We start from the raw sequence: 25,620 nt of genomic DNA on the forward strand, positions 1-25,620 counted from the left end.
CAGTGGCCCCCCTACATTCGGAAGACGCCGAAGGCGTCGGCGCCCCTGACCGGTGCGTTGTGGATCGCCGACAGGCAGAGCCCGAGGACGGTACGGGTGTCGCGGGGGTCGATCACCCCGTCGTCGTAGAGCCGCCCGGAGAGGAAGAGCGCGCCGGACTGCGACTCGATCTGCTGCTCGACCATCATCCGCATGGCGGCGTCGGAGTCCTCGTCGTAGTCGCGCCCCCGGGCGGCGGCGGCCTGCCGGGCCACGATGGAGAGCACGCCGGCGAGCTGCGCCGGCCCCATCACCGCCGACTTGGCGTTCGGCCAGGTGAACAGGAACCTCGGCTCGTACGCCCGGCCGCACATGCCGTAGTTGCCGGCGCCGTAGGAGGCGCCCAGGTTGACCGTCAGGTGCGGCACCGTCGAGTTCGACACCGCGTTGATCATGAGGGCGCCGTGCTTGATGATGCCGCGCTGCTCGTACTCGGTGCCGACCATGTAGCCGGTGGTGTTCTGGAGGAAGACCAGCGGGGTGTCGGCGGCGTTGGCGAGCTGGATGAACTGGGCCGCCTTCTGCGCCTCCTCGCTGAACAGCACGCCCCGCGCGTTGGCCAGCACCCCGACGGGATAGCCGTGCAGCTCGCCCCAGCCGGTCACCAGGGCGGTGCCGTAGGCCGGCTTGAACTCGTCGAAGTCGCTGCCGTCGAGCACCCGGGCCAGCACCTCGCGCGGGTCGAACGGTACCTTCAGGTCGGCGCTGGCGATGCCGAGCAGCTCCTCGGGGTCGTACTTCGGGGGCGCCGGGAACGGGTTGCGCGGCGCCGGGCCCTGCTTGCGCCAGTTCAGTCGGCGTACGCACTGCCGCGCCAGCCGGATGCCGTCGCGCTCGTCGGAGGCGAGGAAGTCGGCCAGGCCCGAGGTCGTGGCGTGCATGGCCGCCCCGCCGAGGGACTCGTCGTCGGTGACCTCGCCGGTGGCCATCCGCACCAGCGGCGGCCCGGCCAGGTAGACCTGCGACCGGTCCCGGATCATGATCACGTGGTCGGACATCCCCGGCACGTACGCGCCCCCGGCGGTGGCGTTGCCGAAGACCACGCTGACCGTGGGGATCTTCGCGGCCGAGAGCCGGGTCAGGTCGCGGAACACCCGCCCGCCCGGGATGAAGATCTCCGCCTGGGTGGGCAGGTCCGCGCCCGCCGACTCGACCAGGTTCACCATCGGCAGCCGGTTGGCCAGGGCGATCTCGCCCGCCCGGCGGGTCTTTGCCAGCGACCACGGGTTCACGGCGCCGCCGCGTACCGTCGGGTCGTTGGCGACGACCAGGCACTCGACGCCCTCGACGACGCCGATGCCGGTCACCACGCTCGCCCCGACGGGGAAGTCGGTGCCGTACGCCGCCACCGGCGACAGCTCCAGGAACGGGCTGTCCGGGTCGAGCAGCAGCTCGATCCGCTCCCGGGGCAGCAGCTTGCCCCGCCCGTGGTGGCGGGCCACGTACTTCTCGCCGCCGCCGGCCCTGGCCTGGTCGAGCGCCGCCTCCAGCTCGACGAGGCGTTCCAGCAGCGCCTCCCGGTTCGCCCGGTAAGCCGGTGCGGACGGGTCGATCGCGCTCCGCAGAGTCGTCACAGCCCGATGCCCTTCGCGATGATCTCGTTCATGATCTCGGTGGTGCCGCCGCCGATGCCGAGGATCCGCGCGTCCCGGTAGTGCCGTTCCACCTCGGCGTCGCGCAGGTAGCCGTAGCCGCCGTGCAGCTGGAGCGCCTGGTCGACCACCTCGGCGCAGGCGGCCACGGCGACGTTCTTCGCCATCGCCACCTCGGTCACCACCGGCTCGCCGGCCGCCACCCGCGCCGCCACCTGGTGCACGTACGCGCGGGCCGCCTCGGCGCGGGTGTGCATCTCGGCGAGCCGGTGCCGGACGAGCTGGCGGCTCGCCAGGGGACGGCCGAACGTGGACCGGTCCCGGCACCAGCGCATCGCCAGCTCCACGCAGCGCTGCGCGGTCGCGTACGCGCTCGTGGCGAGGGAGAGCCGTTCCGCGGCGAAGTTCTGCGTGATCGCCAGGAAGCCGGTGTCCTCGGGGCCGATCCGGTTGGCCACCGGCACCCGCACGTCCACGAAGGAGAGCTCGGCGGTGTCCGAGCAGTGCCAGCCGAGCTTCTCCAGCCGCCGCCCGACGGTGAACCCCGGCGTGCCCTTGTCGATCACCAGCAGGGTGAGCGAGCCGCTGCCCGGGAAGTCGGTGCAGACGGCGGTGGTCACGAAGTCCGCCCGGACGCCGCTGGTGATGTAGGTCTTCGACCCGTTGACGACGTAGTGGTCGCCGTCCCGGCGGGCGGTGGTGCGGATGCCGGCCACGTCCGAGCCGCCGTCGGGCTCGGTGATCGCCAGCGCGCCGATCATCGTGCCGGCCAGGGTCGGCCGGACGTACCGGTCGACCAGCTCCGCGTCGCCCGAGGCGACGATGTGCGGGAGCGCGATGCCGTGCGTGAAGAGCGCCGCGATCAGCCCGGACGAGCCGCCCGACCGGATGATCTCCTCGGTGACGACGATCGAGTCGAGCAGGTCGCCGCCGCTGCCGCCGACCGACTCCGGGAAGCCGATGCCCAGCAGGCCGAGCTTGGCGGCGGTGGCGTGCAGGTCGCGGGGGACCTCGCCGGCCCGCTCCCAGTCGTCCAGGTGCGGCAGCGCCTCGCGGGTGACGAAGGCCCGGGTCAGCTCCCGCAGCTGGCGCCGTTCCGGCGTGTCCACTATGGTCATCGGCCCTCCTCGGGCGTCGGGTGGCGGGCCGGGTCGGCCGGGCCGGGGGACAGCTCCGCCGGCAGGTCGACGATCCGGGAGCGGAGCAGCTCCCCGAGCGCCTTGGCCTGCGGGTCGAAGCGGGTGGAGGCGGCCACGCCCTGCCCGAGCAGCCCCCGGACGACGAAGTTGACCGCCCGCAGGTTCGGCAGCTCGTACCGCTCCACGGTCAGCGGGGCGGTCTCGGGCAGCAGCTCGCGCAGCCGGGCCACGGTGAGCCAGTCGCGCAGCCACGACCACGTCGCGTCGGTGCGGGCCCAGACGCCGAGGTTGGCGTCGCCGCCCTTGTCGCCGGAGCGGGCCCCGACCAGCTCGCCGAGCGGCGCGCGCCGGGTCGGGCGGTCGGGCGCCCCGGGCCGGGCCGGGCCGGCCCCGCCTCGGGCACCGGCAGCCGCGTCGGCGGCCCCGGCCGGGCCGGCGGCCCCGGGCGGTGTGTCGGGCGGGCCGGCTGCGGCCGAACCGTCGGGCGGGCCGACGGCCGGTGTGTCGGGCGGGCCGGCTGCGATCGATCCGTCGGTGCGGGCCGGCGGCGGGATCGGCACCCGCTTCCCGGATGGCAGCACCGCGACGTGCGGCACGGCGTCCTGCGGCACGGCGTCGGCGGTGAACACCCCGTAGGGCGTCGCGTCGCCGGGCAGGGTCGTCAGCGTGCAGCCCGGGTAGGAGGCCAGGGCCAGCTCCACCGCGGCCGCCGAGAAGGCCCGCCCGGCCCGCGCCCTGTCGCCGTCGCGCAGGTGTACGTGCAGCAGGGCGCTCGCCGCCTCGGTGTCGCCGGTGTCGGGGTGGTCGGTACGGGCCAGGGTGAACTCCAGCCCTTCCCCGCCGACCGCCTCCTCGATCTGGCCCCGCACCAGGGCCGCCTTGGCGGGGATGTCGAGCCCGCAGAGCACGAAGGTCATGGAGTTGCGGAAGCCGCCGAGGTTGTTGACGCCGACCTTGAGGGTGCCGGGCGGCGGGGTGCCCCGCACGCCGCTCACCCGTACCCGGTCGGGCCCGTCGGCGCTCAGCGCGACCGTGTCGAGCCGGGTCACCACGTCCGGCCCCAGGTAGGCAGGCCCGCCGACCTCGTAGAGGAGCTGGGCGGTGACCGTCTCGACCGTGACCGCGCCGCCGGTGCCGGGAGGCTTGGTGATCACGCAGGAGCCGTCCCGGTGCAGCTCGGCGATCGGGAACCCGGGGCGGTTGCCGCCGTCGGGCAGCTCCGTGAAGAAGCTGAAGTTGCCCCCGGTCACCTGCGCCCCGCACTCGACGAGGTGGCCGGCGACGGTCGCCCCGGCCAGCGCGTCCAGGTCGTCGCGTCCCCAGCCGAACCGCGCGACGGCCGGCCCGACCACCAGGGACGCGTCGGTGACCCGGCCGGTGACCACCACGTCCGCGCCGCCGTCCAGGCAGGCGGCGATGCCGTACGCGCCCAGGTAGGCGTTCGCGGTCAGCGCGTCCGGACGGGGCAGGGCGTCGCCCTCGACGTACCCGACGCGCACGGTCAGGCCGAGCCGCTCGGCGAGCGCCCCGATCGCGGCGGCCAGCCCGGCCGGGTTCAGCCCGCCGGCGTTGGTCACGATCCGCACGCCCCGGTCCAGCGCGGTGCCGAGGCAGCCCTCCAGTTGACGCAGGAACGTCCTGGCGTAGCCGAGGGAGGGGTCGCGCAGCCGGTCCCGGCCGAGGATCAGCATGGTCAGCTCGGCCAGGTAGTCCCCGGTCAGCACGTCGAGCTCGCCGCCGTCCAGCATCTCCTGCCAGGCGGTGTGGCGGTCGCCGTAGAAGCCGGAGGCGTTGCCCACCCGGAGCACGTCGCTCATGCCGGCACCCCGTTGGCGGCCGCGGGCGGGCGGCCGGTGCCGGGTGGGCCGGCGAAGGCCTGCGCGACGTCCAGCCACTCGTCGGCGACCGGGCCGGTGGCCGACAGGGCCAGGTCGGCGCGGTGCCGCCGCTGGGTTACCAGCAGGCAGAAGTCGAGCGCGGGGCCGGTGACCAGGTCGGTGGCGTCGGCCGGCCCGTACGCCCAGGTGCCGCCGCCGGGCGCGGCCAGCTCGACCCGCACGGGTGCCGTCGGCACCGGCCTGCCGTGGGCGGCGAAGCTGTGGCCGAGGGTACGGAAGCCCAGGTGCGCGACGTGCCGGAGCCGTGCCGTGGCGGGGCGGACGAGCCCGAGCGCGTCGGCCACGTCCGCGCCGTGCGCCCAGGTTTCCATGATCCGGGCGGTGGCCATCGACGCGGGCGACATCCGGGTGCCGAACCAGGGCAGCTTTTCGCCCTCGGGCACGTCCGCCAGGGCGGCGGCGAGCGCGGCCCGCCCGACACGCCAGCGGGGCAGCAGCTCGGCCGGCGGCGCGAGGAACTCCTCCGCACCCGCGTCGACGAGCCGGGCCGGATCGGGGGCGGCGACGACGGAGGCGAAGAACGCCTCGGGGTCGGTGGCGGCGAGCAGCGCCACCCGGTCGGTCCAGGCGAGGTGTGCGACCTGGTGCGCGACGCTCCAACCGGGTGCCGGGGTGGGGCGCGCCCAGTCGTCGGTCGGCAGGTCGCGCACGAGTCCGTCCAGGTGCTCGGACTCGTCGGCCAGATCCGCGAGCAGGTCCTTGAGGTCGACCATGGTGCCTCCGGTGCGGGTCGGGCCGGCCGGGCCGGTCAGGGGCGGCGGTCAGGGCGCGAGCAGGGTGGAGAGCTGGCGTTTCCAGGTGGTGAGCAGGGCGGCGCGGCGGGTCGAGTCGTCGTTGAGCAGGTTGGCCACGCCGAGGCCGCGCAGCAGGTCGAGGGTGGCCTGCACCGCCTCGCGTACGCCCGGCCGGCGCTCGTCCACGTCGAGCAGCGCGACGGTGAGCCGGTGCATCTCGCGGCCGACCCGGGCCTCCAGGGGCAGCAGGGCCTCGCGCAGCTCCCGGTCGGTCCGCGCGGCGACCCACAGCTCGAGGGCGGCGACGAAGAGCGGGCCGGTGAACGAGGTGGCGAGCAGGTCGATCACCCGGTCGAGCCGCTGCGGGCCGGGCGGCAGCGCCTCGGCCTCGGTGCGCAACTCCTCGGCCCGCCGTTCGGTGAGGTGCGTGACGGCGGCGGTGACCAGCGCGGCCTTGGTGGGGTAGTGGTGCAGCTGGGCGCCGCGCGAGACGCCGGCCCGGGCCGCGACGACGGTGGTGGTGGTGCCCGCCCAGCCGTGCTCGACCAGGCACTCGACGGTCGCCTCCAGCAGCCGGGCCTTGGTGGCGCGGCTGCGTTCCTGCTGAGGGACGCGGATCGATGCGGGCACGGGGACAGCGTGCCGCCCGGGAAACAAACAGTCAAGACTGACTTTTTCTGGGGTCGGCAGTGGATGGTCGCTGCCCGCGTGGACCCGCTGCCTTTCGGGGGGCCTGCCCGCGCGGACCCGCTGCCTTTCGAGGGCCTGCCCGCGCGGATCCGCTGCCTTCCGGCGCAGCTGGATGGCCTGTCGGCTGCTGTGGAACTGATGTCGTAAACGATTCACCCCCGACCGCGCCGGCCGCACGACCTCGACCTCGACCTCGACCAAGGGCTGGGCCGAAGAGCGAGACGGCTGTCGTCGTTCGACGGTGCCGCCGGATCAGGTGGGCGGCCAGGAGCTGCGCCGACCGCCCTCGCGTCGGCCGCGACCTCCCGGATCCGACCGTGACGCGGCGCGCTCGCCGGTGATGTCGTAGACGACTCAGCTCGACAGGGCGTGCGGGGTATCCCGCCCGGCCGTCCTCAGCGGCCGTCGCGCGGGGCGAACACCGCGAGCGCCGTGGCGTCGCTGTGCCGGGAGCGCAGGTATTCGTCCGCCCACTCGGCGGCGTCGGGGTAGCCCGACTCGGCGGCCACCCGGGCGCAGGCGGCGTCCACGTCGAAGTGGGTACGCCGCAGGTGCACCCCGGGCCCGAGGAGCGCCCAGTAGGCACCCGGCCCGCCGTAGGGCATCCCGACGCTGCCCGGGTTGACGACCAGCCGCCGGTCGGCCAACCGGGTGAACGGCATGTGGGTGTGCCCGCAGACCACGGTCCCGACATCGGCCGGCACCTCGGCGAGCACCTCCGCCCAGCGTTCCATCCGGGAGTCGACGAGCACGACCTCCTCGTCGTCGCGAGGAGTGGCGTGGCAGAACAGCACCGGACCGAGGCCGGCGACCTCCAGGGTCACCGTCAGCGGCAACGCCGCCAGCCGCTCCAGGTGGTCGACGCGGAGCCGCTCGGCGGCCCAGTTCGACACGTCGATCGGGGACTTACGGCCGGCGCGGGACTCCACCAGCTCGCGGTCGGCGTTGCCACGCACCCAGCAGACCCGGTCGCCGAGGCCGGCGAGCAGGTCCAGCACCTCGACCGGCTGCGGGCCGGCCGCGATGTCGCCGGTGAGCACGATCAGGTCGGCGGCGGCGACGTCCGGCTCGGCCAGCACGGCCTCCAGCGCGGGCAGCACCCCGTGGATGTCGGAGAGAACGGCGACGCGGTCCAGCATCGTTCCACCCTGACCGCCGGGCGGGGCCGGAGTCCAGCGATTCTGCCCCGGGCAGACGGCCCCGCGTCAGACGCAGCCCGCGACGGAGGGCCGCGTCAGACGCAGCCCGCGCTGGAGGGCCGCGTCAGACGCACACCGCGCTGGAGGACGGCGTCAGACGCAGCCCGCCCGAGGACCGCGTCAGACGCGGGCGCGGCGGGCCAGGCGCTCCGGGTCCAGGATGATGATGCTCTTGCCGTCCAGGCGCAGCCAGCCGCGCGAGGCGAAGTCGGCGAGCGCCTTGTTGACGGTCTCCCGGGAGGCGCCGACGAGCTGGGCGATCTCCTCCTGGGTGAGGTCGTGGGTCACTCGCAGCACGCCGCCGTCGCGGGTGCCGAAGCGGCCGGCCATCTGGAGCAGGTTCTTCGCGACGCGACCGGGCACGTCGGTGAAGATCAGGTCGGCCAGCGAGTCGTTCGTCCGGCGGAGCCTGCGGGCCAGCACCCGGAGCAGCTGCTCGGCGATCTCCGGCCGGTTGTTCAGCCACGGGCGGAGGGCCTGCTTGCGCAGCCGCACCAGGCGGGTGTCGGTGACCGCCGTGGCCGTCGCCGTGCGCGGGCCGGGGTCGAAGAGCGACAGCTCGCCCACCATGTCCGACGGGCCCATCACCGCGATCAGGTTCTGCCGGCCGTCGGCCGCCCGCCGGCCCACCTTGATCTTGCCGGACAGCAGGATGTAGAGACTGTCGCCGGGCTCGCCCTCGTTGAAGACGATCTCGCCCTTGCGGACCTCGAGCGTCTCCATCTCCTTGGCGAGCGCCTCGGCAGCCTCCGGGTCGACGCCCTGGAAGATCCCGCTGCGGGCCAGTACCTCGTCCATCGCGCACCTCCACCTGCGCGTGCCGTCTTCTCGGCCGGGTCCGCCGTCCGCTGATCCCTCGCGCGTCGCCAGTCTAGGCGCACGTGAGCTGGAATCAGAGGTGCACCCCTGGAATCTTGATCGTTGGGTGTAACCCCAGCGACGTGATCGAGCAGTAAGATCGCGCGCTCGCCGGGTGCCGGCGGGTCGGCGGACGACGGGTCGTAGGGTCACCCCTGTGCTGAGCGAACCCGTGCTGGCCGCCCGTCGGGAGGACGGTCGGGACGTCCCGCTGCTCGTCTGGCGCGCCGACCGGCCGCTGCGCGCGGTCAGTTCCGCGCCGCTGGGCGGCGGGCTCGGCGCCCGGCACTGGGTCGTCAACGCCACCGTACCCATGACGTACGACCGGGACGACCCCGCCGACCACCTGGCCGGGCTGGCCGACGGGCTCGACCTCGACGGGCCCGGGGTGGGCCTGCTGACCGGGGTCGACGTGGCCGAGGTGGTCGCGCGGGCGGACACCGGCGTGCGCGTCTGGGCCACCGTCGGCCTGGGCACCCCGATCCGGGCGGCGGAGCCCGGCCGGGCGGTGCTCGCCCAGCGGGTCGGCACGGTCAACATCGTCGTGTACGTCCCGGCGCGGCTCGGCGACGCCGCCCTGGTCAACGCGGTGGCCACCGCCACCGAGGCGAAGGCGCAGGCGATCGCCGAGCTGGGCCTGCCGGGCACCGGCACCCCGACGGACGCGGTCGCCGTGCTCTGCCCGGTCGACGGCCCGGAGTCGGCGTACGGCGGACCCCGCTCGACCTGGGGCGCTCCGCTGGCCCGGGCCGTGCACGCCGCGGTGACGGCCGGCGGGCGCGGCACCGTCGTTCCGTGGTCCGAACGACCGGCCGGCTGAACATTCGTCCGAATGGCCCTCGTTTCGTCGATGCGTACCCGATAGGGTCGCGCTCGATGTACGCTGCCGCCTTCCTTCCGCCCCGCCGCCTCGCGCTCGCCCTGGGCGCGTTGCTCGCCGTCCTGCTCGCCGCCGGCTGCGGCGACCCCGGCTCCGGGGGCGACCCGGTCTGGGAGACCGGCAAGGGCGGTGGCGGCACCGGCACCGGCGCCCCGGCCCGGTCCGGCGAGCCGAGCTCGCCCGCCGAGCAGGCGATCTCGCTCTCCGCCACCGGCGACATCATCATGGGCAACGCGCCGAACCGGCTGCCCGCCAAGGGCGGGAAGGGCTTCTTCGACTCCGTCGAGAAGGCGCTCGCCGCCGACCTGGTGATGGGCAACCTGGAGGAGCCGCTCACCGTCGACACCGGCACCGGCAAGTGCGGCCCGAACTCCACCCGCTGCTTCCAGTTCCGCGCCCCGCCGGACTACGCGGCGCACCTGCGCGACGCCGGCTTCGACCTGCTCAACCAGGCCAACAACCACGGCTACGACTTCGGCCCGAAGGGCTACGAGAACACCCAGAAGGCCCTGGAGAAGTACGACCTCGCGCACACCGGGGCGCCCGACCAGATCACCGTGGTCGACGTCAAGGGGGTCAAGGTCGCGGTGGCCGGCTTCTCGTCGTACGTCTGGTCCAACAGCCTCGTCGACATCGCCGCGGCGAAGAAGGTGATCACCAAGGCCGCCGGCATGGCCGACGTCGTCGTCGTGCAGGTGCACATGGGCGGCGAGGGGGCCGACAAGACGCGGGTGCGTCCCGGCACCGAGATGTTCCTCGGCGAGAACCGGGGCGACCCGGTCAAGTTCTCCAAGGCGATGATCGACGCCGGCGCCGACCTGATCGTCGGGCACGGCCCGCACGTGCTGCGCGGCATGGAGTTCTACAAGGGCCGGCTGATCGCGTACAGCCTGGGCAACTTCGCGGGCGGGGGCAACTCGCTGAGCAACGCCGGCCGGCTCGGCTGGGGCGGGGTGCTCAAGGTGTCGCTGAAGCCGGACGGCAGCTGGGCCGGGGGCTCGTTCGTCTCGACGTACATGAACTCCGCCGGCAAGCCGACCATGGACGGCGACGACCGCGGCCTGGGCCTCGTGAAGCAGCTCAGCAGGAGCGACTTCCCGGAGACCGGTGCCCGGTTCGACGACTCCGGCGCGATCAGCCCGCCGCAGGGCGGCTGACCGCACGGGGCGCGGCGCGTGGCCCCGGCGGACGGTCACCCCGGCGACGTAGGCTGGCCGGCGTGACCATCAGCTCCGCCCGCCCCGCCGAGACCGACCTCGGGCGTACGCGCCGTGCCCGACGGATCGGCCGGGTGCTCACCGAGACCCACCCCGACGCGCACTGTGAGCTCGATCACTCCAGCCCGCTGGAGCTGGCCGTCGCGACGATCCTCTCCGCGCAGTGCACGGACAAGAAGGTCAACGAGGTCACCCCGAAGCTCTTCGCCCGCTACCCGACCGCCGCCGACTACGCCGGGGCCGACCGGGCGGAGCTGGAGGAGCTGATCCGGCCCACCGGCTTCTACCGCAACAAGACCGACTCGCTGATCAAGCTCGGCCAGGCCCTCGTCGACCGGTACGACGGCCGGGTCCCCGGCAAGCTCGCCGACCTGGTGACGCTGCCCGGCATCGGCCGCAAGACCGCCAACGTCATCCTCGGCAACGCCTTCGACGTGCCCGGCATCACCGTCGACACTCACTTCGGGCGGCTGGTGCAGCGCTGGCAGCTGACCGCCGAGACCGACCCGGTGAAGGTCGAGCACGCGATCGGGGCGCTCTTCCCCCGGCGCGACTGGACGATGCTGTCGCACCGGGTCATCTTCCACGGCCGGCGGGTCTGCCACGCCCGCAAGCCCGCCTGCGGCGCGTGCACGCTGGCGAAGCTCTGCCCGTCGTACGGCACCGGGCCGACCGAGCCGGCGGCGGCTGCCAAGCTGCTCAAGGGCCCCCGGGCCCGGGACCTGGCGGTGGCGGCCGGCGTCGATCCCGAGCTGGTGCCGGTCCAGGCCATCGTGGCGGAGGCGCCGTGAACCGGCGCACCGCCCCGGCCCGCGCCGCCGGCCACCGCCCCCGTCGTCGCCGGGCCGGCCTCGCCGTCCTGCTCGTACCCGTGCTGCTCGCCGCCGCCGGGTGCACCGCCGCCGGCACCGAGGAGGAGAGCGGCCCGTCCGGCCGGCAGGAGGCCGCCGCCAACCGGCCGTCGCCCTTTCAGGACTGCGCGGCGCTCGGCACGCCGCCCGCCGCCGCGGCGCCGGTCGACCTGCCGGCCGCACCCGCGGGCGCGGCGGAGCTGCCCGAGCTGACCCTGGACTGCTTCACCGGCGGCACTCCCGTCGCCCTGCGGGACGTGCGCGGCCCGGCGGTGGTCAACGTCTGGGCCTCCTGGTGCCCGCCCTGCCGGGGGGAGCTGCCCGCCTTCCAGCGGCTCAGCGAGCGGGCCGCCGGCCAACTGCGGGTGGTCGGGGTGAACAGCGGGGACAGCCGCGAGGGCGCCCAGGCGATCGGGGAGGACTTCGGGGTCCGCTTCCCGGTGCTGGTCGACCGGGGTGAGCGGCTGAAGCAGGAGTTGCGGCGCAAGGCCATCCCACTGACGGTCTTCGTCGACGGGCAGGGCCGCGTCCGGCACATCGACTCCTCCGGCCAGCTCGACGACGCCCGCCTGGCGGCGCTGGTCCGGCAGCACCTCGGCCTGGCGGTGCCGGCGTGAGCCATCGGGCGGACGCGGTGGGGCGCGGGGGCGCCGACGTGAGCCGGAGCGCGCCGGGCTGGCTCGACCCGCTGCTGTCCCGGCTCGGCGACGCCCGCGCCGAGGACTTCACCCGGCTCAGGACGCCTGAGAGCGGCGGGCGGGAGAGCGCCGTGCTGGTGCTGCTCGGCGAGGAGCCCGGCGTCGGGCCGGACGTGTTGATCCTCCAGCGGGCCGCCGTCCTGCGCAACCACGCCGGTGAGCCGGCCTTCCCCGGCGGCGCGGCCGACCCGGAGGACGCCGACGCCCCGGCCACCGCGCTGCGCGAGGCCAACGAGGAGGTCGGGCTCGACCCGACCAGCGTCACCGTCCTCGCCGAGCTGCCGAAGCTCTGGATCCCGGTCAGCGACTTCGTGGTCACCCCCGTGCTCGGCTGGTGGCACACGCCGCACCCGGTGCACCCCCGGGAACCGGCCGAGGTGGCGCACGTGGTCCGGTTGCCGGTCACCGAGCTGGTCGACCCGGAGAACCGGCTGCGCGTACGCCATCCGAGCGGCTGGATCGGCCCGGCGTTCTCGGCGCGCGGGATGCTGGTCTGGGGCTTCACCGCCGGGGTCCTGGCCACCCTGCTGGAGCTGGGCGGATGGGCCCGGCCGTGGCCGCGCGACCGGGTCGTCGACCTGCCGCCGCGGGGGGCCAGCCCGGCACCGTCGGCCGGCACCGACGCGGTCGACGAGACCCCGGTGCGCTGAACGGGCGGTCACCTTCCGCACGCGATGGTCATCCCGCGGGCCCCGTGCCCGTACGCTTGACCCGTGTCCGCCGTGGATCTCGTACTGCTGCTGCTCATGCTCGTGTTCGCGATCAGCGGATACCGCCAGGGCTTCGTCATCGGGGTGCTGTCGTTCTCCGGCTTCTTCCTGGGCGCGCTGGTGGGTCTCCAGGTCGGGCCGCTGCTGGCGCAGCAGTTCGTCGAGAGCGGCACCCGGGTGCTGATCTCCCTGGTGGCGGTCTTCGGGCTGGCGGTGGTCGGCCAGGCGCTAGCCGGCTGGCTCGGCTCCCACCTGCGAAAGACGATCACCAGCGACGTGGGCCGGCGGGCCGACGACATCGGCGGGGCGTTCGTTTCGCTCTTCGCCGTGCTGCTGGTCGCCTGGCTCGTCGCGGTGCCGCTCGGCTCGTCGTCGCTGCCCTGGCTGGCCTCCTCGGTGCGCAACAGCGCCCTGCTCACGGTGGTCGACCGGGTCCTGCCGGACCAGGCCCAGCGGCTCTCCACGGCGCTGCGGGACACCGTCGACACCAACGGCTTCCCCGACGTCTTCGGTGACCTGGCGCCCACCCGGGCCCGCCAGGTGTCCCCGCCCGACCCGGCGCTGGCCGGCTCGCAGGTGGTGGTGAACAGCCAGCGCTCGGTGGTCAAGGTGCTCGGCTCCGCGCCGAGCTGCTCGCGCCGGATCGAGGGCTCCGGCTTCGTCTACGCCGACGACCGGGTGATGACCAACGCGCACGTCGTCGCCGGCACCCGCTCCACCGTCGTCGAACTCAACGGCGACCGGTACGAGAGCAAGGTGGTCGTGTACGACCCCGACCGGGACCTGGCCGTGCTGCACGTGCCCGGGCTGCCCGGCCCGTCGATGCGCTTCGCCGCCGGCAACGCGGGCAGCGGCGCGGACGCCATCGTGCTGGGCTTCCCGCTCGACGGGCCGTACAACGCCCAGTCGGCGCGGATCCGGGACGTCGACCGGATCACCGGCCCCGACATCTACTCCGCCGGCAACGTGACCCGGGAGATCTACACGATCCGGGCGCTCGTGCAGAGCGGCAACTCCGGCGGCCCGCTGGTGTCGTCCAACGGGTTGGTGCTCGGGGTGATCTTCGCGGCCGCGGCCGACGACCCGAACACCGGGTTCGCGGTGACCGCGGCCGAGGCCCGCCCGGTCGCCCTGGCGGGCGCCGAGCGCACCCGCGCCGTCGGCACCGGCGAGTGCACCTGAGGCGACGACGGGGCGCGGCAGGCACCCTGACGGACGACGACCGAATCACTCGGCCGGGTCGTGGGGCGGTGTCCCCGGTCGGCCGGCGTCCGCTGGTCTTGCCCGGTCGACGCCCGCGCCCTGGCCCCACCCGGCCTCGACGGCGGCCCGCTGCCCGTGGTGCTGCGCCGGCTCCGTCGAGGCCGTCGGTGGCGTGGGCCGGCCGGGCGGGGCGGCCCGCCAGACGGTGAGGGCGGCGGCCGTCGCGGCCACCACGGCCACGCCGAGCAGCCAGCCGGCCAGCACGTCACTGGTCCAGTGCACGCCCAGCGCGACCCGGCTGAAGCCGGTGACCAGGGCGAGCAGCAGCGCCGCCGCGGGCACCACGCGACGCGCGACCGGCCCCGCGTGCGGGAGGAACACCACCAGCAGCACCCCGGCGGCCAGGGCGGCGTTGAGCGCGTGCCCCGACGGGAAGGCCAGGCCGGGCGCCTGGGCCACCGGGTCGGGCAGGTCGGGGCGCTGCCGGCCGAAGAGCAGCTTGAGCAGCGGGCTCAGCAGGCCGCCCACCGCCATGGTGACGGCCACCCAGACCGCCAGCTGCCGGGCGCCCCGCCGGACCAGCCAGACGACCAGGAGCAGCGCGCCGACCCGTAGCGGCATCGGGGCGAACACGTCGGTCCAGAGGCTCATCAGGCGTACCCACGCCGGGTGGTCGGCGGCGTAGCCGACCAGCACCTCGGTCACCGCCAGGTCCAGCCGGCGCAGCGGGGGCCAGTCCCGCCCGACCAGGATCGCGAGCAGGGCGAACGGGACCACCAGGAACGCGGCACCCACGGCCAGGGTCAGCCGCAGGCCCCGGGAGTGGTCCGGGTGCAGGCGGCGGCTGCGCCAGGAGGCTGGTGGCGGCGGGGCGAGGCTACGCGGGCCGGGCGTGCTCATGACAGGAGTTCTACCCGGGACAGGGCCCGGTCAGACCCCGTTCGGCGTTCGGCGGCCCGGTCGGCGGTCGCCCGCCCCGGCGGCCGGGCGGCGCGCGGCGGCCAGCGGGGTCCACTGGCGGAACCTGCGCACCATCAGCGCCGCCCCGGTGAGCAGGGCGACGAAGAGCGCGGCCCCGGTCCAGAGCCGTTCCGGCGTGGTCTCCTCGTGGGCTCCGGCCGGCTGCGCCTCCCACCGGGTCTGCCGGCGCGGCGCGGCAAGGCCGAGCGGGTCGCCCCCGGCCCCCGCGACGTCGGCCTGCGCCGAGCCGGGCGCCGGGCCGAAGCCGACCACACCTGGCGAGGTCTGGTCGTCGAGCGGGTTGCGGCCCACCGGGCTCACCTCGGCGTCGAGCGCGGCGACCGGATCGACCATGCCGTACCCGAAGCGGTCGTCCCGGCCGGTCGGGCCGATGTCGCGGGCGGTGGTCAGCAGCCGGTTCACCACGTCGCCGGCGGACATCTGCGGGTAGCGGGCGCGCACCAGCGCGGCGGTGGCGGCGACCAGGGGCGCGGCGAAGCTGGTGCCCTGCACCCGCCAGTAGCCCCCGGGGCGGGCGCCGACCAGCCCGGTGGCGGGGGCGGTGAGCACCGTGGCCCGCCCGGTGATCGACCCCGACCAGAGGTCGTCGCCGTCGCGGTCCAGCCCGGCGACCGCGATCACGCCCGGCTCCCGGGCCGGGTACCAGACCTTGGAGCTGGTCGAGGCGGCCACGTTGCCGGTGCAGGCGACCACCACGACGTCCCGGGCGAAGGCGTAGTCGAGCGCGGCGGCCAGGGCGGCGCTGTCGCCGCTCCCGCCGAGGGACAGGTTGATCACGCGGGCGCCGTTGTCCACGGCCCAGCGGACCCCCTTGGCGACGATCATGGCGTCGTCGTAGCGGTTCTCGGCGTCGAGGACGCGGACCGGCAGGATCCGGGCGTCCGGGGCGAGGCCCACGGCACCGCGGTCGTCGTCGTTGCGGCCGGCGATCAGCCCCGCGACGGTCGTGCCGTGGCCGACCGGGTCGGCGGCGTCTGCGGACTCCCCGGGCGCCACCAGGTCGAGGCCGGGCAGCACCCGGCCGGCCAGGTCGGGATGGGTGGCGTCCACCCCCGAGTCGATCACCGCGACGGTGACCCCGCGGCCGGTCGAGCTGCGCCAGGCAGTCCTCGCCTGCAACAGGTCGAGCTGCCACTGCTCGTCGCGGACCTGGTCGGGGCGGCTCTTCGCGTCGGGCGCGAGCGGCACCGGCACGGCGGCGACCTGCGCGGCGTCGCCGTGCGCGGCGGTGCGGGCCTCGGCGGGGAGCGGCCCGGCGGCGTCGGCCGGGGCGACCGGACCGGCGACCTGCGCGGCGGTGCGGGCCTCGGCGGGGAGCGGCCCGGCGGCGTCGGCCGGGGCGACCGGACCGGCGACCGACGCGACGGTGGCCGCCAGGCCGAGCAACGCGCGCCCGGCGATCCGCCGACCCGCCGACGGGCAGCAGTGCCGCACCCTGGTCACATCCTCAGGCCGTTCTTCGCACACGCAAACATGACGATCGGAGATTACCGGTTCGCGGGCCCCTGGCGGGGCGATCCGGGGACACCCGTCACGGAGGCGGCAGATACGCCAGCTGGACCAGGCGTACGCCCTCGCGTCGGGTGACCAGCCGCCCGCGCCCCGGTGGCAGCGGTCCGGGCCGGACCGGGCCGACCAGCGCCCCCTCCTCCGGGCTGCCAGCCATCACCAGCCCGGCGGTGGACAGCTCGCGGAGACGCTGCACGATCGGCTCGTACTGGGCCCGGCCGGCGCCGCCGGAACGCCGGGCGAGCACCAGGTGCAGCCCGACGTCGCGGGCGTGCGGCAGGTGCTCCTCCAGGGCGCGCAACGGGTTGGACGGCCCGCTGGCGACCAGGTCGTAGTCGTCGACCAGCACGAACAGCTCCGGCCCGGACCACCACGACCGCTGCCGCAGTTGGCCGGGCGTGACGTCCGGCCCCGGTATCCGCCCCGCCATGTAGCCGGCGGCCGACTCGATCAGGTCGGTGGTGTGCGCCGCCGCGGAGCCGTACCCGATCAGGTGTGGCGACGCCGACTCGGTCAGGTCCACCAGGCTGCGGCGGTAGTCGACCAGGATGACCCGGGCCTGCTCGGGGGTGAACCGGGTCATGATCGAGGTGGCCAGCGCGCGCAGGAACGACGACTTCCCGCACTCGGCGTCGCCGAAGACCACGAAGTGCGGCTCGGTGGCGAAGTCGAGCACCACGGGGCGCAGGTCCGCCTCGGCGATCCCCACCGGGATGTGCAGGCCGGTGGCCGCCGTCAGGTCCAGTTCGGCGTACGGGAGCACCGGCGGCAGCAGCCGCACCGGGGGCGCGACCGGGCCGGTCCAGTTGCCGGCGACCTGCTTGACCAGGTCGGTCGGGTCCCCGCCGGCGAGCTGCGGCAGCGCGGTGAGGAAGTGCAGGCTCTCCGCCGTGACGCCCCGGCCGGGGGTCTTCTCCGGCACGTTCGTCGCCGCCCGGCGGGCCACCAGCGAGTCGGACGGGTCGCCGAGGCGCAGCTCCAGCCGGGAACCGAAGAGGTCCCGGATCGCCGGCCGGAAGTCCAGCCAGCGCACCGCCGTCGCCACCACGTGCACCCCGTACGACAGGCCACGGGTGGCGAGGTCGGTGATCAGCGGCTCCAGGTCGTCGTACTCGCCGCGCAGCGTGGCCCAGCCGTCCACCACCAGGAACACGTCGCCGAACGGGTCCGCGGCTGGCTGGTCCGTGCCGGCCAGCGCGGCCCGGCGCTGCCGCCAGGCGGCCATCGACTCCACGCCCAGCTCGGCGAAGCGGCGTTCCCGGTCGACCAGCAGCGTGGCGATCTCGCCGATCGTACGCCGGACGGCCGTCGGGTCGGCGCGGCCGGCGACCCCGCCGACGTGCGGCAGGTCGCGCAGCGCGGCCAGCCCGCCGCCGCCGAAGTCGAGGCAGTAGACCTGCACCTCGGCCGGGGTGTGGGTGAGCGCCAGGGCACAGATCAGCGTGCGCAGCGCCGTCGACTTGCCGCTCTGCGGGCCGCCGACCACCGCCACGTGCCCGGCGGCGCCGTCCAGCGCCAGCCAGAGCAGGTCGCGGCGCTGCTCGAAGGGCTTGTCGACCACCGCCACCGGCACCTGCAACGCGCCGTGCAGGTCGGGGTTGCCGAAGGCGAGGCCGCGCTTCGGGTCGGCGGCGACCGGCCCCAGCAGCTCGTCCAGCGCCGGCGGCCGGCCGAGCGGGGGGAGCCAGACCTGGTGCGCGGGCGGCCCCTGGCCGGCCAGCCGGTCCACCATCAGCTCCAGCAGGCTCTCCGTGCCGCCCTCGTCGGCCGCGGCGGGCAGGGCGGGCGGCCCGACCGGCTCCGGCTTGGGCACGAGGTGCGTGGAGAAGGCGAGCAGGCGCGGGGCCCCGACGCCCCCCGCGCCGGCCGCCGCGCCGCGCCGGCGCAGCGCCCCGGAGACGTACGCGGCCTTGAACCGCACCAGCGGTTCGGTGCCGAAGCGCAGGTATCCGTGGCCGGGGGAGCGGGGCAGCTCGTGGGCGTCCGGCACCCCGAGCACCGTCCGCGACTCCAGCGCCGAGAAGGTGCGCAACCCGATCCGGTACGACAGGTGGGTGTCGAGTCCGCGTAGCCGGCCCTCTTCCAACCGCTGGCTCGCCAGCAGCAGGTGCACGCCCAGCGACCGGCCCAGCCGGCCGATCTGCACGAAGAGGTCGATGAAGTCGGGCTTGGCCGAGAGCAGCTCGGAGAACTCGTCGCAGATCAGCAGCAGCGACGGCAGCGGGGCGAGGGGCGTGCCGGCGGCGCGGGCCCGCTCGTAGTCGCGCAGGCTGGCGAAGTTGCCGGCCCGGCGCAGCAGCTCCTGGCGGCGGACCAGCTCGCCGTTGATGGCGTCGACCATCCGGTCGACCAGCGGCAGCGCGTCGGCCAGGTTGGTGATCACCGCGGCGGTGTGCGGCAGCCGGTCGAAGGAGGCGAAGGTCGCGCCGCCCTTGAAGTCGATCAGTACGAAGTTGAGCTGCTCGGAGCTGTGCGTGGCGGCCAGCCCGAGCACCAGCGTGCGCAGCAGCTCCGACTTGCCGGAGCCGGTGGCCCCGATCAGCAGGCCGTGCGGCCCCATCCCGTCCTGCGCCGACTCCTTCAGGTCCAGCTCGATGGCGCCGCCGTCGGCGCCCACCCCGATCGGCACCCGCAGCCGGTCCCGCGCGGAGCGCGGCGCCCACCCCTGCTCGGCGGTGAAGCCCTCCGGGTCGCCGAGCCCGAGCAGCTCGGGCAGGCCAGGCTCGGCGCCGGGCGGGCCGTCCGGACCGCGTACGGCGGTGGCCAGCCGCAGCGGGGCCAGCCGCCGGGCGATCGCCTCGGCGTCGACCGGGTCGAGCTGGTCCGCCGTGCCGACCTCGGCGTGCCCCTCGGCCGAGTGGGAGTGCAGCCGGCCGTGGCGCAGCTCCAGCAGCAGCGCGAACCGGTCCAGCAGGCGCGGCGGCGGGGTGTCCAGGTCGATGACCGTCACGGCGTCGATGCCGCCGTCCCCGGTCAGGTCGGTGGCCCCGGTCAGGTCGCCCCCGTCGAGCACCACCACCACGTGGGGGCCGTCGGTCGCCGGCCCGGCCGGGCTGAACCGGGACCGGGTGGCCAGCACCTCGTCGAGGAGTTGTTCCAGCTCGGTCGCGGCGCTGGTGACCAGCCGGACGGGGCCGAGGGCGTCGGTGCGGGTGGGGTGGTGGGCGTGCGGCAGCCACTTGACCCACTCCCAGGCGGCCCGCCGCTCCGGCCCGGCGCAGACCGCGACGAGCAGCTCGTCCGGGGCGTGGAAGACCGCGAGCTGGGCGAGCATCGCCCGGGCCAGCGCCTGGCTGGCCGGTCCGTCGCCGATGGGGTCGCGCACGAAGACCCGGGCGAAGCTGCGCAGCGAGAGCGCCACCGGCAGGTCCGGCACCACGGAGTACGCGTCCAGGAACCGGCGCAGCGCGCCCGCCGTCATCGGCTCCAGCTCCTCCAGCGGACGGGTGACCGGGGGAACCAGCGGGGTCGCCAGGGTCTGCGGGCCGACGGCGACCCGGACCACCGCGAAGTCGGGATCGGTGGGGCGTCGCTCCCAGACCCGGTGGCTGTCGACTGTCGACCAGAGCCGGCCGGGATCCGGGTGCCGGTAGTAGAGCCCGGCGCGCTGCTGCCCGGCGGTGTGCCGGACGCGGCGCCGCAGCGCCGTCAGGTGCCGCAGATAGTCCCGCCGGGCGGCCATCATCTCGGACTTCTTCGGGGTGCCGGAGGCGCTGCCCCACGAGGTGACCAGCATGGCCAGCGAGGAGAGCCCGAACATCCCGCCGACCACGTACGAGTAGGCGCCGCCGCCCCGGCCGAACATCATCGCCATCGCCACCGTGCCGCCGAGCATGGGCAGCACCATGAGCAGCTGCTGCCAGCGCCCGCCGGTGACGGCGGGGGTCTCCGGGGGCGCGTCCACCGGCAGCTCCCCGACCGGGATCTCCGGCGCCGGGCGCCGAGGCGGCCGCTTGATGACGACAGTGGACACTCGACCCTCCTGACAGCGCTCGGTAACCCGAGCCTGGCTCATGGTAGGTAAAGTCCTGTCGTCCGCGCAGCCACCAACCCCGCGCGATATGGAGATCAGTCGATGACGATCGGGCTGGCCCGGGTCACCATCAGCGCCCCCCAGCGGCGGGTCGACGTCGCGCTGCCCGAGCAGGTGCCGCTGGCCGAGCTGCTGCCGGAGGTGCTGCGGCACGCCGGTGAGGGGCTCGCCGACGACGGCGAACGGCACGGCGGCTGGGTGCTGCGGCGCACCGACGGCGCGGTCCTGGCCACCGCCCAGGCGCTGCTGCCGCAGGGCGTCCGCGACGGGGAGGTGCTGCACCTGGTGCCGGCCCGCGCGCAGTGGCCCGAGCTGGAGTACGACGACGTGGTGGAGGCGATCGCGGACGGGGCGCGGCGGCGCGGCGGCGCGTGGTCGCCGACCGCCACCCGGGCCGCCGCCCTGGCCGGCGCCGCCGTGCCGCTGGCCGTCGGGCTGCTCGCCGTTACGGCCGGCGGGCCGGGGCAGCGGGCCGGCTGGCCGGCCGCCGCCGTGGTGGCGCTGCTGCTCACCCTCGCCGGGGTCGTGGCGTCCCGCGCCCACGGGGACGCCACGACCGGCGCGACGCTCGGCGGATACGCCCTGCCGTACGCGGCGGCGGCGGGCGCCCTGGCGGTCGGCTCCGGCGACCCGGTCGGGCCGGTGCCCGGGCTGCGCTGGGTGGGCGCCCCCGAGCTGCTGGCCGGCTCGGTGACGCTGCTGCTGGTGTCGGTGCTCGGGCTGGCCGGCGTCGCCACCCGGCTACGGGTCTTCGTGGCCGGCGCCACCGTCGGGGTGGTCGGCGCGCTCACGGCGCTCCTGGCGCTGCCGTTCGACCCGGCCGGCACGGCGGCGGTGCTGCTCTGCGTGCTGGTCTTCGCCGTGGGGGCGATCCCGCTGCTGGCGATCCGGCTCGGGAAGGTGCCGTTGCCCCCGATCACGCTGCCGACCGGCGAGCCGGGTGGCGCCGACCGCGCCCGGAACCTGCCCGACCGGGACCGCGTCTACGCGGCGGTGGCCCGCACCGAGGAGTCGCTCACCGGGATGCTGCTCGGGCACGCCGTGCTGGCGGTCGGCGCCGCGCTGGTGCTCGGCCTCGCCGGCGGGACCGCCGGCCGGCTGCTGGTGGCGGTCGCCGCGACCGTGCTGCTGCTGCGCTCCCGGCTGTTCGTGGCGCTGCGCCACCGGGTGCCGACGGTGGCCGCCGGCCTCGCCGGGTACGCCGTCCTCGGCGCGGTCCTCGTGGACGGCTCCGGCCCGGCCGGCCGGCTCACGCTGGTCGTCGGCGGGCTGGTGCTGGCCCTCGTGGCGGTGGTCGCCGGCACCATGTACGCCCGCCGGCCGGTCTCCCCGTACGTCGGCCGGGTCGCCGACCTGGCCGACACCGCCCTCGTGGTCTCCGTGGTGCCGGTCGCCTGCGCGGTGCTCGACCTGTACGAACGGGCCCGGGGGCTGCTCGGCTGAGCAGCCCCCGGGCCCGTTCGACGTCGGTGCCGGTTCAGTGCGTGGACTCGCCGCGCTCCTCGGCCTCCTTGGCGCGCCGGTACGACGCCGCGATCTCCGCCTCGGCCTCCTGCCGGCCGACCCAGGTGGCGCCCTCGACCGACTTGCCCGGCTCCAGGTCCTTGTAGACCTCGAAGAAGTGCTGGATCTCCAGCCGGTCGAACTCGCCGAGGTGGTGGATGTCGCGCAGGTGCTCCTGGCGCGGGTCCTCGTAGGGCACGCAGAGGACCTTGTCGTCGCCGCCCTTCTCGTCCGTCATCCGGAACATGCCGATGGTGCGGCACCGGATCAGGCAGCCGGGGAAGGTCGGCTCGGGGACCAGCACGAGCGCGTCCAGCGGGTCGCCGTCCTCGCCCAGGGTGCCCTCGATGAAGCCGTAGTCCGCCGGGTACTGCGTGGAGGTGAAGAGCGTGCGGTCCAGCCGGATCCGGCCGGTCGCGTGGTCGACCTCGTACTTGTTGCGGTGGCCCTTGGGGATCTCAACCGTCACGTCGAAATCCATCTGCACGCTCCCTCGTTTGCCCACGCTGGCTAACGGAACCAGCGGCACGCCGCTCCCGCAGGGGTGAATGGCCCCTCGCCGGCTCCGGCCGCCGCATAGTGTTCGGACCGAAGTAGTGTCACCCAAGCAGTTTTCACGGGGGGAGGAGGGGGTCGTGGGGAGGGAAGATTCACACTACCGCCCGGAGGCCGGCACTGGACGAGGTACCGGACGACCTGCTCCGGGCGGTGCCGCCGGGCGCTTCCGGGTGCCTGACGCCCACCCACCCCGCACGCCCGCGGCGGCCGGCGACCCCGGCCACGGGTACGGCTCGCCCCCCGACCGCTCCGCCGCCCACCGGGACGCCCCGCCGCCCTGGCGCCCGCCGACCGCCGCCGGCCACGCCGCGCCGCCCGGCAACGGCGGCCACCCCGGCTTCGGGCCCGGCCACGGGTCGGCGCCCGGCCACGGCGGCCACCCCGGCTTCGGGCCCGGCAGCGGCGGCGAACCCGGGTTCGGGCCCGGCGCCGGCGGCCACCCCGGGTACGGGCCCGGCGCCGGCGGCCACCCCGGGTACGGGCCCGGCCCCGGCGGTCCGGGCGTGCCGGGCCACGGCGGTCCGGCCCCCGCCGGCCAGGCGCCGCGCCCCGAGGCGACCGACCTCTGGGCCGCTGCCGCGGCGCGCCCCGCCGGCGGGCCGCCCGACCTGGGCGCTCCGCCCCCGGCCGCACCCCCCGAGCCCGGCCCGCGCCGCCGCCGCGTCCTGCCCATCGCGCTGGCCGCGGCGCTCGTGCTCGTACTGGCCCTCGTCGGGGTCGCCGTGGTCCGGCCGGGACCGGTCGCCGACTGGCTGGGCGACGAGCCGGCCGACCGGAAGACCGCGCAGGCGGCGGAGCCGGCGCCCGTGGCGGTGCTGGCGGGCGCGGACCCGAACGCCCCACGGCCCACCCCCGAGGGTGTACGCGCCGCGCTCGAACCGTTGTTGGGGCAGGAGATCCTCGGCAGCCGGGTGAACATCTCGGTGGTCGACGTCGACACCGGCGACCCCCTCTACACGCGGGGCGGAGACGACCCCACCGTGCCCGCCTCGGTGACCAAACTGGTGACCGCGGTGACGGTGCTGGCGGCGCGCGGCCCCACGTACCGCATCCCGACCCGGGCGGTCGCCGGCGCGAGTCCCGGTGAGGTGGTGATCGTCGGCGGCGGCGACCCGACCCTGGCGGTCGACAAGCAGGGCTTCTACCCGGGGGCCGCGCGCCTGGACGACCTGGCCGCCCAGGTGCGCAAGGCGCTCGGCGGCACGAAGCCGACGAAGGTGACCGTAGACGGCTCGCTCTACTCGGGGCCGGTCCACGAGCCGGGCTGGGACCCCGACATCCCCACCGGAGGCTACGGCAGCGCGATCACCGCGCTGATGACCGACGCCGCCCGCACCGACGTGCCGCGCGCCAAGCGCGACGACGCGAACGGCAACCACGCGGCCCAGCGGGCCCGGGAGCCGGACCTCGCGGCGGGCCGCTCGTTCGCCCGGCTGCTGGGCGTGCCGACCGACGCGGTGAAGCGCGGCAAGGCTCCCGCCGCGGCCGACGCCACGGGGGGCGCGCCCGGGCCGGGCGCCGAGCTGGGCAAGGTGGAGTCGCTGCCGCTGAACCGGATGGTCGACGTCATGATCAGCGACAGCGACAACATCGTCGCCGAGGCACTGGCCCGGCAGGTGGCGCTGGCCCGCAACCAGCCGGCCTCGTTCGAGGGCGGTGCCGCCGCCATGGACGCGGTGGTCGCCGAGCTCGGGCTGCCGGCCGACGAGATCGACCTCGCCGACGCCAGCGGGCTCTCCCGGGACAACCGGATCAGCCCGTCCCTGCTGACCGACCTGATCGTCCTCGCCGGCAACGGCAGCCGACCGGAACTCGCCGTCATGTTCGGCGGCCTGCCGGTGGCCGGCTGGTCCGGCACCCTGGCCGACCGGTACGACACCGCGGCGAAGGCCGGCGCCGGTGTGGTGCGCGCGAAGACGGGCACCCTGACCGGGGTGCACGCCCTCGCCGGCGTGGTCACCACCGCCGACGGCCGGCTGCTCAGCTTCGCCGTGCTCACCGACCGGGTGCCGCCCGTCGACAGCGACCTCCCCCGCCGGGCCCTCGACCGGGTCGTCGCCGCGCTGGCCGCCTGCGGCTGCCGCTGACCCGCTCGTCGCCCGGCCGGCCGGGCACCGACCGCTGCCGGAAAGGGCGGCTCGGCTGCCCCGCCAGCGGCCCGCCCCGCCGGGCGTCGACGGCTCCGGCCGGGAACGGGCCGCTCCCGCGCGCCCGGCCGGGGTGTCCCGGCGCGGGTACGGTGGGTGCATGGCGCAGTTCGTGGACTGGGATCTGGCCGCCGCTACCGCGGGGGCGCTGGGCAAGTCTGGCCCCCGGGTGTCGTACGCCGAGGCCACCGACGTGGTCAGTGACCTGCGGCGCTTGACCGACGAGGCGGCGGGGCACGTCGCGGACTACACGGGCCTGCGCTCGCAGGTGGCGCACCCGCCGGTGCGGGTGGTGGACCGGCGCGACTGGGCGGCCACCAACATCGCCGGGCTGCGCGAGGTGATCACCCCGCTGGTCGGCCGGCTCACCAGGGACAAGCAGCCCGGCCCGCTCACCGAGGCGATCGGCTCCCGGGTGACCGGCGTGCAGGCCGGCACCGTCCTGGCCTACCTCTCCGGCCGGGTGCTCGGCCAGTACGAGGTGTTCTCCGCCGACCCGGGGCAGTTGCTGCTGGTCGCGCCGAACATCGTCGAGGTGGAGCGGAAGCTGGAGGCCGATCCCCGCGACTTCCGGCTCTGGGTGTGCCTGCACGAGGTGACCCACCGCACCCAGTTCACCGCCGTGCCCTGGATGCGGGCCTACTTCCTCAGCGAGGTGCAGGCCTTCGTGGACGCGTCGTCGAGCGGCGGCGAGCACCTGCTGGAGCGGCTGCGGCGCGGCGTGGCCACCCTCTCCGACGCGATCAAGGACCCGGAGAGCCGCACCAGCGTGCTGGACATCGTGCAGACCCCGGCGCAGCGGGCCGTGCTGGACCGGCTCACCGCGCTGATGACCCTGCTGGAGGGGCACGCCGAGTTCGTGATGGACGGCGTCGGCCCCGACGTGATTCCCAGCGTCGAGCGGATCCGGGCCTCCTTCAACCGGCGCCGGGAGGCCGGCAACCCGCTGGAGAAGGCCATCCGCCGGCTGCTCGGCGTCGAGGTCAAGATGCGCCAGTACGCCGAGGGGCGCAAGTTCGTGCACGGGGTGGTGGACCGCGTCGGCATGGACGGCTTCAACAGGATCTTCGGTTCGCCGCTGACCCTGCCCCGCCTGGAGGAACTCGGCGACCCGGACGCCTGGGTGGCCCGGGTGCACGGGCCGGTCGGCCCGGCGCAGGCCGTCGGCTGACGGCAGGCCC

Annotated in this window: 18 protein-coding genes and 2 pseudogenes; 9 read left to right on the forward strand and 11 right to left on the reverse strand. The window is 75.6% G+C overall.

Annotation, left to right across the window (positions count from 1 at the left end; translation table 11 throughout):
* Positions 1 to 11: 11 nt before the first annotated feature.
* From GA0070606_RS17705 to GA0070606_RS17735, 7 genes are all read right to left on the reverse strand, one after another.
* Positions 12 to 1,613 (reverse strand): acyl-CoA carboxylase subunit beta, encoded by a 1,602-nt coding sequence (locus GA0070606_RS17705; protein WP_091101356.1) that lies wholly within the window; start codon positions 1,611 to 1,613, stop codon positions 12 to 14.
* The gene (locus GA0070606_RS17710) at positions 1,610 to 2,749 is read right to left on the reverse strand and encodes an acyl-CoA dehydrogenase family protein (protein WP_091101359.1); all 1,140 of its coding nucleotides are present in this window, start codon (positions 2,747 to 2,749) and stop codon (positions 1,610 to 1,612) included. The genes GA0070606_RS17705 and GA0070606_RS17710 overlap by 4 nt, the downstream gene beginning before the upstream one ends.
* Positions 2,746 to 4,587 (reverse strand): acyclic terpene utilization AtuA family protein, encoded by a 1,842-nt coding sequence (locus GA0070606_RS17715; RefSeq protein WP_091101364.1) that lies wholly within the window; start codon positions 4,585 to 4,587, stop codon positions 2,746 to 2,748. Before GA0070606_RS17715 ends, GA0070606_RS17710 begins: the two co-directional genes overlap by 4 nt.
* A complete protein-coding gene (locus tag GA0070606_RS17720; protein WP_091101368.1) occupies positions 4,584 to 5,381 on the reverse strand; it encodes a TIGR03084 family metal-binding protein in 798 nt (265 codons plus the stop codon). Before GA0070606_RS17720 ends, GA0070606_RS17715 begins: the two co-directional genes overlap by 4 nt.
* A gap of 48 nt (positions 5,382 to 5,429) precedes the next feature.
* Positions 5,430 to 6,032 (reverse strand): TetR/AcrR family transcriptional regulator, encoded by a 603-nt coding sequence (locus GA0070606_RS17725; RefSeq protein WP_091101372.1) that lies wholly within the window; start codon positions 6,030 to 6,032, stop codon positions 5,430 to 5,432.
* Between the two features lie 455 nt (positions 6,033 to 6,487).
* On the reverse strand, positions 6,488 to 7,231 hold the full coding sequence (locus GA0070606_RS17730) for a metallophosphoesterase family protein (protein WP_091101375.1): 744 nt from the start codon (positions 7,229 to 7,231) through the stop codon (positions 6,488 to 6,490).
* Positions 7,232 to 7,411: 180 nt separating this feature from the next.
* On the reverse strand, positions 7,412 to 8,089 hold the full coding sequence (locus GA0070606_RS17735; protein WP_089003062.1) for a Crp/Fnr family transcriptional regulator: 678 nt from the start codon (positions 8,087 to 8,089) through the stop codon (positions 7,412 to 7,414).
* A 217-nt stretch (positions 8,090 to 8,306) separates the two neighbouring features.
* Between GA0070606_RS17735 and GA0070606_RS17740 the strand changes: the two genes are divergently transcribed.
* The 6 genes from GA0070606_RS17740 (at position 8,307) to GA0070606_RS17765 (ending at position 13,687) form a co-directional block, all read left to right on the forward strand.
* Complete coding sequence (locus GA0070606_RS17740) at positions 8,307 to 8,969, forward strand: adenosylcobinamide amidohydrolase (protein WP_091101379.1); 663 nt, start codon at positions 8,307 to 8,309, stop codon at positions 8,967 to 8,969.
* Between the two features lie 56 nt (positions 8,970 to 9,025).
* On the forward strand, positions 9,026 to 10,186 hold the full coding sequence (locus tag GA0070606_RS17745) for a CapA family protein (RefSeq protein WP_091101383.1): 1,161 nt from the start codon (positions 9,026 to 9,028) through the stop codon (positions 10,184 to 10,186).
* A 62-nt stretch (positions 10,187 to 10,248) separates the two neighbouring features.
* The gene (gene nth / locus GA0070606_RS17750; RefSeq protein ID WP_091101386.1) at positions 10,249 to 11,037 is read left to right on the forward strand and encodes an endonuclease III; all 789 of its coding nucleotides are present in this window, start codon (positions 10,249 to 10,251) and stop codon (positions 11,035 to 11,037) included.
* Entirely contained in the window at positions 11,034 to 11,714 is a 681-nt protein-coding gene (locus GA0070606_RS17755; RefSeq protein ID WP_091101389.1) for a TlpA family protein disulfide reductase, read from the forward strand. The genes nth and GA0070606_RS17755 overlap by 4 nt, the downstream gene beginning before the upstream one ends.
* 38 nt (positions 11,715 to 11,752) lie before the next feature.
* Positions 11,753 to 12,445: an NUDIX hydrolase gene (locus tag GA0070606_RS17760; protein ID WP_091107852.1), complete on the forward strand. Its 693-nt coding sequence runs from the start codon at positions 11,753 to 11,755 to the stop codon at positions 12,443 to 12,445.
* Between the two features lie 63 nt (positions 12,446 to 12,508).
* Complete coding sequence (locus GA0070606_RS17765; protein ID WP_091101393.1) at positions 12,509 to 13,687, forward strand: MarP family serine protease; 1,179 nt, start codon at positions 12,509 to 12,511, stop codon at positions 13,685 to 13,687.
* A gap of 195 nt (positions 13,688 to 13,882) precedes the next feature.
* Here GA0070606_RS17765 and GA0070606_RS17770 read toward each other — a convergent pair.
* From GA0070606_RS17770 to eccCa, 3 genes and pseudogenes are all read right to left on the reverse strand, one after another.
* Positions 13,883 to 14,608 (reverse strand): annotated as a pseudogene (locus tag GA0070606_RS17770) (phosphatase PAP2 family protein); the annotation flags it as partial.
* Positions 14,609 to 14,722: 114 nt separating this feature from the next.
* A pseudogene (gene mycP / locus GA0070606_RS17775) lies at positions 14,723 to 16,132 on the reverse strand (type VII secretion-associated serine protease mycosin); the annotation flags it as partial.
* Between the two features lie 88 nt (positions 16,133 to 16,220).
* Positions 16,221 to 20,171 (reverse strand): type VII secretion protein EccCa, encoded by a 3,951-nt coding sequence (gene eccCa / locus GA0070606_RS17780; RefSeq protein ID WP_091101404.1) that lies wholly within the window; start codon positions 20,169 to 20,171, stop codon positions 16,221 to 16,223.
* 102 nt (positions 20,172 to 20,273) lie between these two features.
* On the opposite strand from eccCa, the gene eccD reads away from it, so the two are divergent.
* On the forward strand, positions 20,274 to 21,674 hold the full coding sequence (eccD, locus tag GA0070606_RS17785) for a type VII secretion integral membrane protein EccD (RefSeq protein WP_091101407.1): 1,401 nt from the start codon (positions 20,274 to 20,276) through the stop codon (positions 21,672 to 21,674).
* Positions 21,675 to 21,708: 34 nt separating this feature from the next.
* Here eccD and GA0070606_RS17790 read toward each other — a convergent pair whose 3' ends face one another.
* Positions 21,709 to 22,215, reverse strand: coding sequence for an inorganic diphosphatase (locus tag GA0070606_RS17790; RefSeq protein ID WP_091107853.1), 507 nt, complete (start codon positions 22,213 to 22,215; stop codon positions 21,709 to 21,711).
* Positions 22,216 to 22,900: 685 nt separating this feature from the next.
* On the opposite strand from GA0070606_RS17790, the gene dacB reads away from it, so the two are divergent.
* Positions 22,901 to 24,379 carry a D-alanyl-D-alanine carboxypeptidase/D-alanyl-D-alanine endopeptidase gene (gene dacB, locus GA0070606_RS17795; protein ID WP_245724963.1) on the forward strand — a complete coding sequence of 493 codons (1,479 nt, stop codon included), beginning with the start codon at positions 22,901 to 22,903 and terminating at the stop codon, positions 24,377 to 24,379.
* A gap of 160 nt (positions 24,380 to 24,539) precedes the next feature.
* The gene (locus GA0070606_RS17800; protein WP_091101413.1) at positions 24,540 to 25,610 is read left to right on the forward strand and encodes a zinc-dependent metalloprotease; all 1,071 of its coding nucleotides are present in this window, start codon (positions 24,540 to 24,542) and stop codon (positions 25,608 to 25,610) included.
* Positions 25,611 to 25,620 lie beyond the last annotated feature (10 nt).

This window comes from Micromonospora citrea, assembly GCF_900090315.1.
In the GTDB taxonomy this organism is placed as follows: Bacteria; Actinomycetota; Actinomycetes; order Mycobacteriales; family Micromonosporaceae; genus Micromonospora; species Micromonospora citrea.

Excerpts from the sequence above, each read along its gene's own strand:
- GA0070606_RS17735 (WP_089003062.1), bottom strand. The coding sequence starts at position 8,089 with ATGGACGAGGTACTGGCCCGCAGCGGGATCTTCCAGGGCGTCGACCCG.
- GA0070606_RS17720 (WP_091101368.1), bottom strand. The coding sequence starts at position 5,381 with ATGGTCGACCTCAAGGACCTGCTCGCGGATCTGGCCGACGAGTCCGAG.
- GA0070606_RS17790 (WP_091107853.1), bottom strand. The coding sequence starts at position 22,215 with ATGGATTTCGACGTGACGGTTGAGATCCCCAAGGGCCACCGCAACAAG.
- GA0070606_RS17715 (WP_091101364.1), bottom strand. The coding sequence starts at position 4,587 with ATGAGCGACGTGCTCCGGGTGGGCAACGCCTCCGGCTTCTACGGCGAC.
- eccD (WP_091101407.1), top strand. The coding sequence starts at position 20,274 with ATGACGATCGGGCTGGCCCGGGTCACCATCAGCGCCCCCCAGCGGCGG.
- GA0070606_RS17710 (WP_091101359.1), bottom strand. The coding sequence starts at position 2,749 with ATGACCATAGTGGACACGCCGGAACGGCGCCAGCTGCGGGAGCTGACC.
- GA0070606_RS17745 (WP_091101383.1), top strand. The coding sequence starts at position 9,026 with ATGTACGCTGCCGCCTTCCTTCCGCCCCGCCGCCTCGCGCTCGCCCTG.
- GA0070606_RS17730 (WP_091101375.1), bottom strand. The coding sequence starts at position 7,231 with ATGCTGGACCGCGTCGCCGTTCTCTCCGACATCCACGGGGTGCTGCCC.
- GA0070606_RS17800 (WP_091101413.1), top strand. The coding sequence starts at position 24,540 with ATGGCGCAGTTCGTGGACTGGGATCTGGCCGCCGCTACCGCGGGGGCG.